This window comes from Bradyrhizobium archetypum, from assembly GCF_013114835.1.
In the GTDB taxonomy this organism is placed as follows: domain Bacteria; phylum Pseudomonadota; class Alphaproteobacteria; order Rhizobiales; family Xanthobacteraceae; genus Bradyrhizobium; species Bradyrhizobium archetypum.
Window position 1 is genome coordinate 1 of sequence record NZ_JAAVLW010000011.1, and the last position, 14,352, is coordinate 14,352.

At 63.1% G+C, this 14,352-nt stretch carries 15 protein-coding genes; 9 read left to right on the top strand and 6 right to left on the bottom strand.

What is annotated here, in order from left to right:
• Nucleotides 1-1,604: peptidylprolyl isomerase (locus tag HCN50_RS29065; RefSeq protein WP_171713310.1), on the bottom strand; the 1,604-nt coding region annotated here is incomplete at its 3' end.
• Nucleotides 1,605-1,853: 249 nt separating this feature from the next.
• Between HCN50_RS29065 and tpiA the strand changes: the two genes are divergently transcribed.
• Nucleotides 1,854-2,606, top strand: a complete 753-nt coding sequence (tpiA, locus tag HCN50_RS29070; protein WP_171713311.1) for a triose-phosphate isomerase — start codon at nt 1,854-1,856, stop codon at nt 2,604-2,606.
• 60 nt (nt 2,607-2,666) lie between these two features.
• Here the strand turns inward: tpiA and HCN50_RS29075 are convergent, their stop codons facing one another.
• The 3 genes from HCN50_RS29075 to HCN50_RS29085 form a co-directional block, all read right to left on the bottom strand.
• A complete protein-coding gene (locus tag HCN50_RS29075) occupies nt 2,667-3,149 on the bottom strand; it encodes a GNAT family N-acetyltransferase (RefSeq protein WP_235977289.1) in 483 nt (160 codons plus the stop codon).
• A gap of 77 nt (nt 3,150-3,226) precedes the next feature.
• On the bottom strand, nt 3,227-3,580 hold the full coding sequence (locus HCN50_RS29080) for a hypothetical protein (protein WP_311968244.1): 354 nt from the start codon (nt 3,578-3,580) through the stop codon (nt 3,227-3,229).
• Nucleotides 3,581-3,584: 4 nt separating this feature from the next.
• Complete coding sequence (locus HCN50_RS29085) at nt 3,585-4,151, bottom strand: helix-turn-helix domain-containing protein (protein ID WP_171713313.1); 567 nt, start codon at nt 4,149-4,151, stop codon at nt 3,585-3,587.
• A 226-nt stretch (nt 4,152-4,377) separates the two neighbouring features.
• Here HCN50_RS29085 and secG point away from each other — a divergent pair, with 226 nt between their 5' ends.
• The 6 genes from secG (at nt 4,378) to HCN50_RS29115 (ending at nt 10,020) form a co-directional block, all read left to right on the top strand.
• Nucleotides 4,378-4,758 carry a preprotein translocase subunit SecG gene (gene secG / locus HCN50_RS29090; RefSeq protein ID WP_171713314.1) on the top strand — a complete coding sequence of 127 codons (381 nt, stop codon included), beginning with the start codon at nt 4,378-4,380 and terminating at the stop codon, nt 4,756-4,758.
• Between the two features lie 166 nt (nt 4,759-4,924).
• A complete protein-coding gene (gene pyrG, locus HCN50_RS29095) occupies nt 4,925-6,556 on the top strand; it encodes a CTP synthase (RefSeq protein WP_171713315.1) in 1,632 nt (543 codons plus the stop codon).
• Between the two features lie 95 nt (nt 6,557-6,651).
• Nucleotides 6,652-6,978: an NIPSNAP family protein gene (locus HCN50_RS29100; RefSeq protein ID WP_171713316.1), complete on the top strand. Its 327-nt coding sequence runs from the start codon at nt 6,652-6,654 to the stop codon at nt 6,976-6,978.
• Between the two features lie 93 nt (nt 6,979-7,071).
• On the top strand, nt 7,072-7,923 hold the full coding sequence (gene kdsA, locus HCN50_RS29105; RefSeq protein WP_171713317.1) for a 3-deoxy-8-phosphooctulonate synthase: 852 nt from the start codon (nt 7,072-7,074) through the stop codon (nt 7,921-7,923).
• Between the two features lie 14 nt (nt 7,924-7,937).
• On the top strand, nt 7,938-9,113 hold the full coding sequence (locus HCN50_RS29110) for an MFS transporter (protein WP_171713498.1): 1,176 nt from the start codon (nt 7,938-7,940) through the stop codon (nt 9,111-9,113).
• Between the two features lie 211 nt (nt 9,114-9,324).
• Nucleotides 9,325-10,020 (top strand): HAD family hydrolase, encoded by a 696-nt coding sequence (locus tag HCN50_RS29115; RefSeq protein ID WP_171713318.1) that lies wholly within the window; start codon nt 9,325-9,327, stop codon nt 10,018-10,020.
• Between the two features lie 60 nt (nt 10,021-10,080).
• Here the strand turns inward: HCN50_RS29115 and queF are convergent, their stop codons facing one another.
• Both queF and HCN50_RS29125 read right to left on the bottom strand, forming a co-directional pair.
• Nucleotides 10,081-10,557 carry a preQ(1) synthase gene (gene queF / locus HCN50_RS29120; protein ID WP_171713319.1) on the bottom strand — a complete coding sequence of 159 codons (477 nt, stop codon included), beginning with the start codon at nt 10,555-10,557 and terminating at the stop codon, nt 10,081-10,083.
• A 133-nt stretch (nt 10,558-10,690) separates the two neighbouring features.
• The gene (locus HCN50_RS29125; protein ID WP_171713320.1) at nt 10,691-11,677 is read right to left on the bottom strand and encodes a Vgb family protein; all 987 of its coding nucleotides are present in this window, start codon (nt 11,675-11,677) and stop codon (nt 10,691-10,693) included.
• A 176-nt stretch (nt 11,678-11,853) separates the two neighbouring features.
• On the opposite strand from HCN50_RS29125, the gene eno reads away from it, so the two are divergent.
• A complete protein-coding gene (eno, locus tag HCN50_RS29130; RefSeq protein ID WP_171713321.1) occupies nt 11,854-13,137 on the top strand; it encodes a phosphopyruvate hydratase in 1,284 nt (427 codons plus the stop codon).
• A 47-nt stretch (nt 13,138-13,184) separates the two neighbouring features.
• Complete coding sequence (locus HCN50_RS29135) at nt 13,185-14,321, top strand: zinc-binding dehydrogenase (protein ID WP_171713322.1); 1,137 nt, start codon at nt 13,185-13,187, stop codon at nt 14,319-14,321.
• Nucleotides 14,322-14,352: the final 31 nt, after the last annotated feature.

Sequence of the window (14,352 nt, forward strand, 5' to 3'; positions counted from 1 at the left end):
CGGCGGAAACCGGTCGCGGTCTCGACCTTCGATCCGACCGCTGCCGCCTCGGTGGCGAGGCTGCTGCCTTGCTCGACCTTCTGCACCATCTCGGTCGCCTTCGCGCGCAGCCGGTTCGAAATCTGGTCTTCGCGCCATTTCGCCTCGACCTGGCTGCGGACTTCGTCGAGCGGCCGCTCGCGCGAGGGCGTGATGCCGAGCACGTCGTACCAGACATAGCCGCCGGCAAACTGGATCGGTTCGTTGTCGACGCCGACATCGCTGTTGAAGGCCTGCGAGACCACGTCGAGGCCGCGCGGAATGTTTGCCACCGGCTGGCCGTCGGGCGCGCGGCCGGAGCGATCGACAGCCTCGATCGTGATCGGGGTCAGACCGAGCTTCTGCGAAGCCTCGACGACATTGGCACCGCCGCTGCGCTCGTCTTCCATCTTGTTCTGGATTTCGGTCATCTTGGCACGCGCGCGCTCGGTCGCGATTTGCTTCTTCACTTGGGCTGCGACACTTTCATAGGTCGGCGTCACGCCCGGCTCGATCTTGCCGACCTTGACCAGGGCGACGCCGAAGCGGCCCTGCACCGGTTGGCTGACTTCGCCCGACTGCAGCGAGAACGCCGCATCAGCAATCGCCGGATCGATGATCGCGTTCTTTGTGATCATGCCGAGATCGACGTCGGCCAGATTGAGATTGCGTTCCTTGGCGACGTCGTCGAACGACGTGCCCGACGTGATGCGGCTGCGCGCAGCCTGCGCCTCGCCTTCGTTCGGAAAAAACATCTGCGATACTTCGCGTTTTTCCGGGGTGCCGAGCTGGTCGCGGCGCTGCTCGAAAATCTTCTTCGCGTCCTCGTCGGAGACCTCGGTCCATTTGCCGATCTCTTCGGGGCTGATCACGACAAAGGACAGCTTGCGGTATTCGGGCGCGCGGAACTGGATCTTGCGGTCCTCGAAATAGGCTGCCAGTGCCTCGGGCGAGGGCGGATCAATCGTGCCGGCCTGCGCGGCGTCGAGCTTGACGTACTCCATCGAACGCTGCTCGTTCTGGAAACGGGTTAGGACGTCGACCATGACCTTCGGCGGCTCCACCCCGGCCGACACGGTGCCGGCGATCTGGCGCCGCAGGCCGACGCGCCGCTGCTCGTTGAGATAGCGCTGCTCGGTGTAGCCGAACTGGCGGATCGTGGCCTGAAAGCGCGCCGGGTCGAAATTGCCGCCCAGGCCCTTGAAATTGGGATCGCTGTATATCAGCCGCATCGTCTCTTCCTGCGACTGGGCAAGCCCCATGCGCCGGGCTTCCTCATCCAGCGCAGCTTCGGCGATGGTCTGTTGCAGCACCTGCCGGTCGATCCCGAAAGCGCGGGCCTGTTCCGAGGTCACGGGACGGCCGAACGTGCGGCCGAGCTGCTGCAGCTTTTCCGTGTAGATCTGGCGGAACTGGTCGGTCGAAATCTCGGTGCGGCCAACCTTTGCGAGCGACGACTGGCCAAACCCCTTGAAGATGTCGGCAATGCCCCACACTGCGAAACTGACAATCAAAACGCCCATCACGGTGGCCATGACAATCTTGCCGAGCCAGTTTGATGAGGCTTTCCGCATTCCTCGAAGCATGGGTCCAACTTGTTTTTCAGGAGAGGGGAACCGGGTCGTGCCCAGGGGAATTCGATTTCGTACCGAATTCCACAACAAGGCGTCACCGAGTTGAAAACGCATCATAAAGTGGCCGCGCCCCCGTCGCAACCTCGCCCGCGCGGGCCAATTGAAGCGGTTAACGGCTGGGGATCGCCGCACCGGTATCTGGAACTGGCCGCGGGCCTCTGCTAGCCCAGCTAGAACGCTGACATTTGCGGGACAATCGACATGACCGACGCCATCCGGCCGCTGATCGCCGGCAACTGGAAAATGAACGGCCTGAAGTCTTCCCTGGGTGAATTCGAAGCCATGATCGCTGGCGCGGGGGCGCTGGTCGGCAAGGCCGACCTGCTGGTCTGCCCCCCCGCGACCTTGATTGCCGGTTTCGCCGACAAGGCGCTCGGTTCAAAGCTCGCCGTCGGAGCCCAGGATTGCCACGCCAAGGCCTCCGGCGCCCATACCGGCGATCTGTCGGCGGAAATGCTGGCGGATGCCGGCGCCAGCGCCATCATCGTCGGCCATTCGGAGCGGCGTGCCGATCATGGCGAGACCGACGCGGTGGTCCGCCAGAAGGCGGAAGCAGTTTGGCGGGCGGGGCTGACCGCGATCGTCTGCATCGGCGAGACCCAGAAGCAGCGCGATGCCGGCCAGACGCTGGACGTCTGCGGCACACAGCTCGCAGGCTCGTTGCCGGACGGTGCAACGGCGGCCAATCTCGTGGTGGCCTATGAGCCGGTCTGGGCGATCGGCACCGGGCTGACGCCGACCCCGAAGGATGTCGAGCAAGTTCACCGCTTTATCCGCGGGGTTCTCGCCAGCCGATTTAAGGCGGCAGGTAGCCAAATCCGGATCCTCTATGGCGGATCGGTCAAGCCCTCGAACGCGGCGGAACTGATGGCGGTTACCGACGTCAACGGCGCGCTGGTCGGCGGCGCCAGCCTGAAGGCTGTGGATTTCCTGGCGATTGCGGAGGCGTGTTAGAGCGTTTGCGAGCGAAGTGGGGACCGGTTCGCGTCAAGAAAACGCGTCACTTTAAAGCTCTCAAGCGGGCACGCTCTGCTGCAACCGCTTCCAGTAGATCAGCGTGCCCGTCAGCCCGCCACGGGGTTTGAATGCGTAGTCCGGTATCACGCCGGTCAGCTTGAATCCCACCCGCTCGTACAGTCCCGCCGCGCCCTCATCCTCGGCAGTATCGAGCACCAATAGCCAGCGCTTATGCGCGATCGCGAGCCGCTCGGCCTCGCGCAATAGTGCCGTGGCGACGCCGCGGTGGCGATGGCTGACGCGGGTCATCATCTTGGCGATCTCGGCGCGGTGCGGCTGGTTCGGCGGAAGATCGAGCAAAAGCGTGACCGTCCCGATCAGCCTCTCGCCGTCGAAGGCGCCGAGGATGATCCGCTCGCCGCGGTCTGCTGCGTTGAGCGAGTTGGACCAGAACGCTTCGGCAGCCTTCTCGGACAGCGGATGCATGAAGCTGACGGAGCCGCCATTCGCCACGGTTTCAATCAGTAAGTCGCTGAGCATCGCGCAATTTTCGGGCGAAGGCTTCAAGGCTTTGATCTGAATATGCGACGCGAGCATGAGGATGGCTTCCGTAAGGTTCAGCTTCGTTGATGGACGGCGCGGCGGACGCGCGCCCGCTTGATCTCTGCGATGCGTTCGACATCCTCGATCTGCAGGTGCCGCCCGCGTTCGAGAATTTCCAGCGTGTATTCTTCGTAGCTGAGGCCCAGCCGCTCGGCTTTTTGGATGCGAAACGCGACGATGCCTGGCGAGGGATTGTGCCAGGCCGCGCGATGCGCCGCCTTCCAGTAGAAGTAATTGCCGATGCCGCCATGACCCCATTCCGGCGTGTGCTCCTCCTCGAGGGGCGGACCGCCATTATGGCCGGCGGGCATCGGATCGTCGGCGCTTGCTGGTTCGGTCGCGGCGTTGTTGCGGGCGATATCCAGCATCGGCTCAGCTCCGGGCAAGCGCCACGACGTAGGTGCAGGGCGCGGCGCTCTCGTTGGCAAACGTCACTTCGGCCGGCGGCCCGAAGCCGAGGCAGTCGCCGGCGCGCAGTTCGTGGCGCTCGCCGCCATCGATCAGCACGAGCGCGCCTGACAACACCCAGAGCACCTGGCGGATGTGGGCGTAGGACGAGGCTGGCAGCGTCACGCGCTGCTTTGCCGGCATCTCGACCTTGATGATCTCGATCGGGTGATCGGGACGGTTGAACACCTGGCGGCGCAGATAGCCGGTTTCGGGATCGCGCCACTCCGGCTGATCGGCCGCGCGCGAAAGGCGGTCGCCCAGGCCTTCGGCGCGCAGCATCAGGCCGGCGAGGGTGAGATCGAAGGCGCTGGCGAGGCGTACCAGCACCACCGCGGTCGGACTGACCTCGGCGCGCTCGATCTTGCTGATGGTCGCCTTGGAAACCCCGGAGCGTTCGGCGAGGTCGGCCAGCGACCAGCCGCGGCTGTCCCGCTCAAGCCGCAGACGGAGGGCGAGCCGGGTACTCAGGTCGTCTACTAAAGTATCCATTCGTCTATTATATGAGAAACTGGCGTAACCTCAAGTCCGGATGTGAACGGTCCGGCGAGAGGTGGGCTAGCCTTGTCCTTAGGCCTGCGGCAATTATCTCCGTGGCAGCGGTTGGGGGTGACAATGCCCCGTCCGATCGTGTAACACCGCGCAACTTCAGGAAAACCCGCAAGCTCTTGCTGCAGCCGAAGCCCGGCGCTCTTCGCTTGTGACGGAAGGTTTTGAGATGCAGACCGTCATTATCGTCGTTCACCTCATGATCGTCGCCGTGCTGATCGGCGCCGTGCTGCTGCAGAAATCAGAAGGCGGCGGGCTCGGCATGGGCGGCGGCGCCGGCTTCATGTCGAGCCGCGGCACCGCCAATCTGCTGACGCGGACCACGGCGGTCCTGGCGGGACTTTTCTTTCTGACCAGCATGGCACTGGCATGGATGGCGGGCATCGATCGCAAGCCGGCTTCGATCCTCGGCACCGCGCCGGCGACGCAGTCGCAGCCGGGCGGCGCGACGCCGGTCGCCCCTCCGACCTCCGGCGGCGTGCTTGATACGCTCAAGAAGGTGGATGAACAGCAGGGCCAGTCGGGCCCGCAGGCGCCGCGTTCGCAATAAAGCAGGGTGGCCATGCAGGGCGGCCTCTACCGTCCTGCATCAGAACTTCCCATCAATGCTCTGAAATCGCTTAAAATTTAACGTCACCCACAGCCTGGCAAAATGTTTGCCCGCGCATGCGATTCGTTTTGGAGAATCGGGGCAGTGGCCTTAAAGGTAGAATCCCATGGCGCGGTACATATTCATCACCGGCGGCGTGGTTTCTTCGCTCGGCAAGGGTCTGGCTTCAGCGGCACTCGGTGCCCTGCTGCAGGCTCGCGGGTACAAGGTCCGTCTCCGCAAACTCGATCCCTATCTCAACCTGGATCCCGGAACGATGTCGCCGTATCAGCACGGCGAGGTATTCGTGACCGATGACGGCGCCGAGACCGATCTCGATCTCGGTCATTACGAGCGGTTCACCGGGCGTCCGGCCACCAAGGCCGACAACATCACCACCGGGCGCATCTACCAGGACATCATCAGCAAGGAGCGCCGCGGCGACTATCTCGGCGCGACCATCCAGGTCGTTCCGCACGTCACCAACGCGATCAAGGAATTCGTTCTCTCCGGCAACGACGAATTTGATTTCGTACTGGTCGAAATCGGCGGCACCGTCGGCGACATCGAGGGCCTGCCGTTCTTCGAGGCGATCCGCCAGCTCAAGAACGAACTGCCGCGCGATCATGCCGTCTACATCCATCTAACACTGCTGCCTTACATTCCAAGCGCCGGTGAACTGAAGACCAAGCCGACCCAACACTCGGTGAAGGAGCTGCGTTCGATCGGCATCCAGCCGGATATTTTGCTCTGCCGCACCGATCGCGAGATCCCGAAGGAAGAACGGCGCAAGCTCGGCCTGTTCTGTAACGTGCGCGAAAGCGCCGTGATCGAGGCGAGGGACGTCGACAACATCTACGCCGTGCCGGAGGCCTATCATGCCGCCGGCCTCGACGACGAGGTGCTGGCCGCGTTTGGCATTCAGCCAAAAATTCCGCCGGCGCTGCAGAGCTGGAACGTCATCAACGAGCGGGTGCGCAACCCGGAAGGCGCGGTGACCATTGCCATCGTCGGCAAATATACCGGCATGAAGGACGCCTATAAATCGCTGATCGAGGCGCTCTCGCATGGTGGCATCGCCAACAAGGTGAAGGTCAATCTCGACTGGATCGAGAGCGAGGTGTTCGAGAACGAGGACCCGGCGCCGTTCCTCGAACACGTCAACGGCATCCTGGTGCCCGGCGGCTTCGGCCAGCGCGGCGCCGAAGGCAAGATCCGCGCGGCGCAATTCGCGCGCGAGCGCGACGTGCCGTATTTCGGCATCTGCTTCGGAATGCAGATGGCGGTGATCGAGGCCGCCCGCAATCTCGTCGGCATCGAGGACGCCAACTCCACCGAGTTCGGCCCGACGAAGGAGCCGCTGGTCGGCCTGATGACGGAATGGCTGCGCGGCAACGAGCTGGAGAAGCGCACCAGGGGCGGCGATCTCGGCGGCACGATGCGACTCGGCGCGTATCCGGCCACGCTGAAGCGCGGCAGCCGCGTCTCCGAAGTCTATGGCGGCGCGCTCGAGATTTCCGAGCGCCATCGCCACCGCTACGAGGTCAATACGGCCTACAAGGACCGCCTCGAACAGCACGGGCTGCGCTTCTCGGGATTGTCGCCCGACGGCGTGCTGCCCGAAATCGTCGAATACGAGGACCATCCCTGGTTCATCGGCGTGCAATTCCATCCCGAGCTGAAGTCGCGGCCTTTTGAACCGCATCCTCTGTTTGCGTCATTCATTCAGGCGGCGATGGCGCAGAGCCGGCTGGTGTAGACCTGCTGCGGCTGCGGCCTTTGACGAACGCGCCAATTGTTGCGACAAACCGCTCCCGTGACCTGCAAGAACAATATCTTTTGGGAGCAAAGTCGATGATCATGGAAATGCGCGTCTATCGCTGTCTGCCGGGCCGGTTGCCGGCGCTGATGAAGCGGTTCGATACGCTGACGCTGAAGCTGTGGGACAAGCACGGCATCAAGCAGGCGGGCTTCTACACCACGCTGATCGGCACATCCAATCAGGAACTGACCTATTTCATCGCCTGGGATTCGCTAGCCGAGCGCGAGAAGAAATGGACTGCGTTCCAGAGCGATCCGGACTGGATCGCCGGCCGCGCCAAAAGCGAAGAGGACGGTCAGATCATCGACAACATCGTCAGCCAGCTCCTCGTGCCGACGCCGTTCTCCGCGGTAAAATAGCCACTCGCGCAACCCAGATATTCAGGGGTTAAACGGGGTTGATCCTGACGGCGCGGACCGGCATGGTCCGCGCCTGACGTAAAGGAAAATCCCTTGAACGCGAACCTCAAAGCAGCCCCGGTGGTCTCGGTAGGGCCGGTCAAATTCGGCAACGACCTGCCGATGTCGATCATTGCCGGTCCCTGTCAGCTCGAAAGCCGGGCGCATGCGCTCGAAGTGGCGAGCGCGCTGAAGGAGATCGCCGGCCGCCTCGGCGTGGGCCTCGTCTACAAGACCTCCTTCGACAAGGCCAACCGCACCTCGGGCTCGGCGGCGCGCGGCGTTGGCCTGGAACAGGCGTTGCCCGTTTTCGCCGAGATACGTTCCTCGCTCGGTCTTCCCGTGCTCACCGACGTGCACGAGCCGGCGCAATGCGCGGAAGCCGCGCAGGCGGTGGACGTGCTGCAGATCCCGGCGTTCCTGTGCCGGCAGACCGACCTGCTGCTCGCGGCCGCTGCGACGGGGAAGGCGGTCAACGTCAAGAAGGGGCAGTTCCTCGCGCCATGGGACATGGCCAATGTCGTCGGCAAGATCACCGGCAGCGGTAATCCCAATGTGCTGGTCACCGAACGCGGCGCGTCGTTCGGTTACAATACGCTGGTGTCGGACATGCGTGCGCTGCCGATCATGGCGCAGACGACAGGCGCGCCCGTCATTTTCGACGCCACCCATTCCGTCCAGCAGCCGGGCGGGAAGGGCACCTCCTCCGGAGGCCAGCGCGAATTCGTCCCCGTGCTGGCGCGCGCCGCGGTCGCGGTCGGCGTTGCCGGCGTGTTCATCGAGACCCATCCCGATCCCGATCATGCCCCGTCGGACGGCCCCAACATGGTGCCGCTGCGCGAGTTCGAAGTCCTGGTGAAGCGGCTGATGGGTTTTGACGCGCTGGCCAAGAACGCCGCGCCGTGATCGCCGGCAGCGGCATGCCGCCGGCGCTCAATATCATTGCGCTCGCGACCTTTTCGGCAAGCCTGTCCGCCCGCGCGCTCGATCCGGTGTTGCCGCATGTCGCCGAGGAATTCTCCGTCAGCATCGCGACCGCCGCGAGTTTCTCAGCCGCCTTCGCCTTCACCTTTGCCATCATCCAGCCGGTGCTCGGCGCCATGGCCGATCTGTTCGGCAAGGCGCGGTTGATGATCGTCTGCCTGGTGCTGCTTGGCTTCGCCCACATCCTGGGCTCGAAGTCGACGTCGTTTTCGATGCTGTTCGCCTCGCGGATTCTCGCCGGCATCGGCTCCGGCGGCGTGTTTCCGGTGGCGCTCAGCCTGACCAGCGATCTCGTCGGTCCTGACAAGCGCCAGGTCGCAATCGGCCGCACGTTGGCCGGCGCCATGACCGGCAATATCCTGGGGGCATCGGCGGCGGGCCTGATCGGCGACTTTCTCGGCTGGCGCGGCGTGCTCGCCGTGCTCGGGGGATTGGTGGTGCTATCGTCAGTCGCGGTGGCGGCCGGATTCCGCGGCGCTGCGTTGACGCGCCCGCCGCGGACCAGCTTTGCACAGCTCCGCAAAGGCTATCGCACCATCTTCAGCAATCCGAATGCGCGCATCTGCTATGGGGCGGTCTTTATCGAAGGCTGCTGTGTGCTCGGGCTGTTTCCTTTCATTGCGGCGTTCCTGTTCGAGCTCGGCGAAACCTCGCTGTCGGTCGCCGGCTTCGTCATCGCGGGCTTCGCCGTCGGCGGCCTGTTCTACACCCTGACGGTGTCCCGCCTCCTGCCGAGGATCGGCGTCAACGGCATGATGATCGGAGGAGCGGCGCTGGTCGGTGTACAGCTCATCGCGGTGGCGATGGGGCCGGAATGGAAGCTGCAAACGCTCAGCCTGATTTTCATGGGCTGGGGATTCTACATGATCCACGGCAGCCTCCAGGTATTCGCCAGCGAGTTGTCGGCAGAAGCGCGCGCGAGTGCATTATCGCTACACGCGTTCTTTTTCTTCATGGGCCAGACCGTCGGCCCGATCGCCTATGGCTTCGGCATTCAGCACGCCGGCAAGGTCCCGACCTTACTTGCCGCGGGCGCCGTGATGATCGTGTTGGGCCTTGTCTGTGCCGGACTGCTGCGCCAGACGCGACCGGCGGATGCGGCGCCGATGTAGCCGCGGCGCCGAGCGAGCTACCTGAGCGTGCGTTCAATGCCGACAACAGCCCCTCGGCGTGCCGGACACCATCAGCAAGAATTTTGCTGCCCATTAGAATTTCAAAGTCGCAATTCCGGGGCACGCGGGTCAATTTTGCTTCGTGATGTCGAATGGACGCCGGCACGGATACTTCGCCTTATGCGACGCGGCGACTGGGAGCGAGGCCCGCTTGAACAGATTCAGAGCCATCATGTTCGACGTCGACGGAACCATGGCGGAGACCGAGGAATTTCATCGACGCGCATTCAATGAAGCTTTCAGCTATTTCGATCTGCCGTGGAGCTGGGATGTCGCGACTTACGGCAAGCTGTTGCGGATCGCAGGCGGAAGAGAGCGTATCAGGTATTTTTGGAAGTCGCTGGCGGAGGGGTTCGATCTGTCGGACGGCCACATCAACGAACTGCACCGGTTCAAGACGCGCAGATATGCGGAACTGATTGCCAGCGGCGCTTGCGGACTGCGACCGGGAGTAGCCGACCTGATCCTTCGAGCCCGCGACGGGCGATTGCGGCTGGCGATCGTCACGACCACGTCGCGGGACAATATTGATGCGTTGCTGAAGCAAAATCTGGGGCCAGATTGGAATCGGGATTTCGACGTGATCGTTGCCGGGGAAGACGTGCCTAACAAAAAGCCGGAGCCGGATGCCTATCACGCGGCGCTCGAGGCGCTCGGCCTGCCTGCGGTGTCTTGCCTGGCCATCGAGGACTCCCGCAACGGTCTCGTTGCAGCGGCCTCTGCCGGCGTCCCAGTCCTGATTACGCGCAGCTTGTACTTTCGAGACGACGATTTCACGGGCGCAGCCAGCGTCACGGATAACCTGACTGATTTGCCCGATGATTTCTGGTTCGATCCTGGCCTTTGATCGACCAGCGGCGCTGTTGCGAGGTGCCGATGGGATCTCAAGGGCCAGACATGCGATGAATCAACCCCGCCCGCGATAGGGCGCGACGCCCTGGTCTGGCACCCACACGTCCTTCGGCAATTTGCCAGTCTGCCAGAACACGTCGATCGGGATGCCGCCACGCGGATACCAGTAGCCGCCGATGCGAAGCCATTTCGACTTGATCTCGGCTGATATGCGCTTACCGATCATGACGGTGCAATCCTCGTGAAAGGCGCCGTGATTGCGAAAACTCGCGACATAGAGTTTTAGCGATTTGGATTCCAAGAGCCATTGCCCCGGCACGTAGTCGATCACCAGATGCGCGAAATCCGGCTGGCCCGTGACCGGACAAATCGAGGTAAATTCCGGCGCGGTGAAGCGAACCAGGTAATTGGTGCCGGCTTGCGGATTGGGCACGCGGTCGAGCTTTGCCTTCTCGGGGCTGTCGGGCCATTCCACGGCGCGGCCGAGCTGCAATGATGTAGGCAATGATTTCGATGAAGATTTTTTGGCCATCATAATCGTCCTTTGCGAACGCCGACATGGCCGCAACGAGGTGCGCTCGTCAACCAGGCGACGGCGTGTTCCGGACGCGGGGCAGCCTCGGCGATGCCAAGCATCGTCCGCAAGCACCGGACGCAGAAGGACTTCAGGCAACCGTCTGGATCATGACCAGGCGGTCATTGCCGGATTCAGCGCCCCAGGTCTCGCCGGGCCGGCCGTCGAGCTGGCGCACATTCGCGCCCGATTTGTCGCTCGGGAATGCGTTGAATTTCTCCGTCACGGGATCGAAACGCACGATGGCGTTGGCGCCGAAATCGGTGAGCCAGACCTTGTCCTTGTCGTCGACATAGACCGCATAGGCGCGCGGATTGCTTCCGGGCAGCTTCCATGCCTTCCAGGAGCCGTCGGCGGGGTCGTGCACCGACGCTTGGCCGCTGTTCCATTCGCTGACCCAGATCCGGCTCTTCGAGTCCGACCACACCCGCCGCGCGCCCTGCTTCGGCGTTGACGGTTCGACTATAGTCGCCTGGCCGCTCGACAGATCGATTTTGGCAATGTGATTGCCGGCGAGCGAGGCATACCAGACTTCGCCCTTCGGGGTGGCCGTGATCCCGTAAGGGCCGACGCCGCGCGGCGCCTTGAATACTTTCATTTCGCCCGATTTCGGATCGAGCCGGCCATAGATGCCGGACTGGCCGGTGAACCAGTAGATGCCGCTCTTGTCGAATACGCCGGTGTTGAGATTGGCGTAAGCCTCCTTTTCGGGCAGGCGGAACAGCGTCACCTTATGATCGCCGGGGTCGACGCGCGCAATCGCGTTCTGTCCACCCTCGGTAATCCATGGCGCGCCGTCGGGTCCGACGACGACACCATGCGGCGACGCGCCCTTGCCGAGGTTGATCAGCTTGAACGTGCCGTCCCGTGGGTCTAATCGCCCCAGCGTTCCACTGCGCTGTCCGGTGAACCAGATCGCGCCATCGCGAGCGGGCGTGACGTCATGCAGGCCGACGCCGGCCTCGATCGGAAAATATTTGACGCGGAACGGGCCTTCCTGCGCGGCGGCGTTTCGCAGCAGCACGGGCGCGGCGAGGATTCCGGCGGCGGAGTTCCTGAGAAACTGACGGCGATTCATTGCGTTACCTCAGCCTGTGAACGTGAAGGTTTGGACGCTGATATCAACCTTGAAGCAAGTCTATCCCGACCAGCGCTGCCGGTGCGGAAAAGCCCGGCGGTCAAGCGTTCACATTTGCTTGCTTGCCGTGTAAGACGCCCCCGAAATCGAACCTATCACTTGAGGAAAGTGCAGACATGACCGCCATCGTCGACATCATTGGCCGTGAAATTCTCGACAGCCGGGGCAATCCCACCGTTGAAGTCGACGTGGTGCTGGAAGACGGCTCGATCGGCCGTGCGGCGGTGCCGTCGGGCGCCTCCACCGGCGCGCATGAGGCCGTCGAACTCCGGGACGGCGACAAGGCGCGCTATCTCGGCAAGGGCGTGCACAAAGCGGTCGAAGCCGTCAACGGCGAAATCTTCGAAGCGCTCAGCGATCAGGCCGTCGAGGACCAGGTCCACATCGACCAGATCATGATCGATCTCGACGGCACGCCGAACAAGAGCCGGCTCGGCGCCAACGCCATCCTCGGCGTCTCGCTGGCCTGCGCCAAGGCGGCGGCGGAATCCTTCGACATGCCGCTCTATCGTTACGTCGGCGGCACCTCGGCGCGGACGCTGCCGGTGCCGATGATGAACATCATCAATGGCGGCGTGCATGCCGACAATCCGATCGACTTCCAGGAATTCATGATCCTTCCCGTGGGCGCCGCGACCTTTGCCGAAGCGCTACGCTGCGGCGCGGAGGTCTTTCACACCTTGAAGAGCGAATTGAAGAAGGCCGGCCACAACACCAATGTCGGCGACGAGGGCGGCTTTGCGCCGAACCTGCCGTCGGCGGATGCCGCGCTTGATTTCGTGATGGGCGCGATCGGCAAAGCCGGCTACGAGGCGGGCAGCGACGTGATGCTTGGACTCGACTGCGCGGCGACCGAGTTCTTCAAGGACGGCGCTTACGTCTATGGCGGCGAGAACAAGACCCGCTCGCGTTCCGAGCAGGCGAAATACCTCGCCGATCTCGTCTCGCGCTATCCGATCGTGACCATCGAGGACGGCATGTCGGAAGACGACATGGAAGGTTGGAAGGAACTGACCGACCTGATCGGCAAGAAGTGCCAACTCGTCGGCGACGATCTCTTTGTCACCAACGTGAAGCGGCTTGCCGACGGCATCAAGAACGGCCGCGCCAATTCGATCCTCATCAAGGTCAACCAGATCGGCACGCTCACCGAAACGCTCGCCGCCGTCGAGCTCGCGCACAAATACGGCTACACCTCCGTGATGTCGCACCGTTCCGGCGAGACCGAAGATTCCACCATCGCCGATCTCGCGGTCGCCACCAATTGCGGCCAGATCAAGACCGGATCGCTGGCCCGCTCCGACCGTACCGCCAAGTACAACCAGCTCCTGCGCATCGAGCAGCAGCTTGGCGCGCAGGCGAAATATGCCGGCAAATCGGCATTGAAGGCCTTGGCGTAACGCGTCGGTGCATCCAGATAGATGCGAGCACAAGGGGGAGGATAGCGATGAGTGACGGCACGAGCGGTCTTCAACTGCGTTCGCTGCTCAAGCAGAGCGGCGAACTCGAACTTTCGCTGGTGAATGTCCCGACTCCGGAGCCTGCCGAGGATGAAGTCGTGGTCCGTGTCGAGGCCACCCCGATCAACCCCTCCGATCTCGGCCTTCTGATCGGCCCGGCCGACATGTCAACCGCCAAGGTATCGGGCACCGCGGAGGCGCCTGTCGTCACCGCGAAGATGCCGGATGCGGCGATGCGGATGATGGCGGCGCGGCTCGATCAGTCGATGCCGGTCGGCAACGAAGGCGCCGGCGTGGTGATCCGGACCGGATCGTCGGACGCGGCCAAGGCGCTGATGGGCAAGACCGTGTCGATGATCGGCGGCGCAATGTATGCGCAGTATCGCACCATCAAGGTGAGGGATGTGATGGAACTGCCGGCCGGCACCACGCCTGCCGACGGCGCGTCATGGTTCGTCAATCCTTTGACCGCGCTCGGCATGACCGAAACCATGCGGCGTGAAAATCACAAGGCGCTGGTCCATACCGCTGCGGCCTCCAACCTCGGCCAGATGCTCAACAAGATCTGCATCAAGGACGGCATCGGTCTCGTCAACATCGTGCGCAGCAGGGAGCAGGCGGATATCCTGAAGAAGGTCGGCGCCAAATATGTCGTGGATTCCACGACCGACACGTTCATGGACGATCTGACCAACGCGCTGGTGGAAACCGGCGCCACCATCGCCTTCGATGCCATCGGCGGCGGCAAGCTCGCCAGCCAGATCCTGACCGCCATGGAGATGGCCGCCAACAAGACCGCGAAGGAATACAGCCGCTACGGCTCGAATGTGTACAAGCAGGTCTATATTTACGGCAGCCTCGACAACCGTCCGACCGAACTGAGCCGGGCGTTCGGCCTGACCTGGGGCGTCGGCGGCTGGCTGTTGACGCCGTTCCTGCAGAAGATTGGGCCGGCTGAAATCGGCCGCCTGCGCCAGCGCGTGGCTTCCGAACTCAAGACCACCTTTGCCAGCCACTACACGCAAACGGTGTCGCTGCAGGAAGCGCTGCAGCTTGCCAACATCGCCGTCTACAACAAGCGCGCCACCGGCGAGAAATTCCTGATCAACCCGAACAAGGGATGAAGTTTGCGATGCTCAATAAAACAGGCCGCCC

Bases quoted from the DNA above. Each gene is read 5' to 3' on its own strand.
- tpiA (WP_171713311.1), top strand. From the start codon at position 1,854: ATGACCGACGCCATCCGGCCGCTGATCGCCGGCAACTGGAAAATGAAC.
- HCN50_RS29075 (WP_235977289.1), bottom strand. From the start codon at position 3,149: ATGCTCAGCGACTTACTGATTGAAACCGTGGCGAATGGCGGCTCCGTC.
- HCN50_RS29080 (WP_311968244.1), bottom strand. From the start codon at position 3,580: ATGCTGGATATCGCCCGCAACAACGCCGCGACCGAACCAGCAAGCGCC.
- HCN50_RS29085 (WP_171713313.1), bottom strand. From the start codon at position 4,151: ATGGATACTTTAGTAGACGACCTGAGTACCCGGCTCGCCCTCCGTCTG.
- secG (WP_171713314.1), top strand. From the start codon at position 4,378: ATGCAGACCGTCATTATCGTCGTTCACCTCATGATCGTCGCCGTGCTG.
- pyrG (WP_171713315.1), top strand. From the start codon at position 4,925: ATGGCGCGGTACATATTCATCACCGGCGGCGTGGTTTCTTCGCTCGGC.
- HCN50_RS29100 (WP_171713316.1), top strand. From the start codon at position 6,652: ATGATCATGGAAATGCGCGTCTATCGCTGTCTGCCGGGCCGGTTGCCG.
- HCN50_RS29110 (WP_171713498.1), top strand. From the start codon at position 7,938: ATGCCGCCGGCGCTCAATATCATTGCGCTCGCGACCTTTTCGGCAAGC.
- queF (WP_171713319.1), bottom strand. From the start codon at position 10,557: ATGGCCAAAAAATCTTCATCGAAATCATTGCCTACATCATTGCAGCTC.
- HCN50_RS29125 (WP_171713320.1), bottom strand. From the start codon at position 11,677: ATGAATCGCCGTCAGTTTCTCAGGAACTCCGCCGCCGGAATCCTCGCC.
- eno (WP_171713321.1), top strand. From the start codon at position 11,854: ATGACCGCCATCGTCGACATCATTGGCCGTGAAATTCTCGACAGCCGG.
- HCN50_RS29135 (WP_171713322.1), top strand. From the start codon at position 13,185: ATGAGTGACGGCACGAGCGGTCTTCAACTGCGTTCGCTGCTCAAGCAG.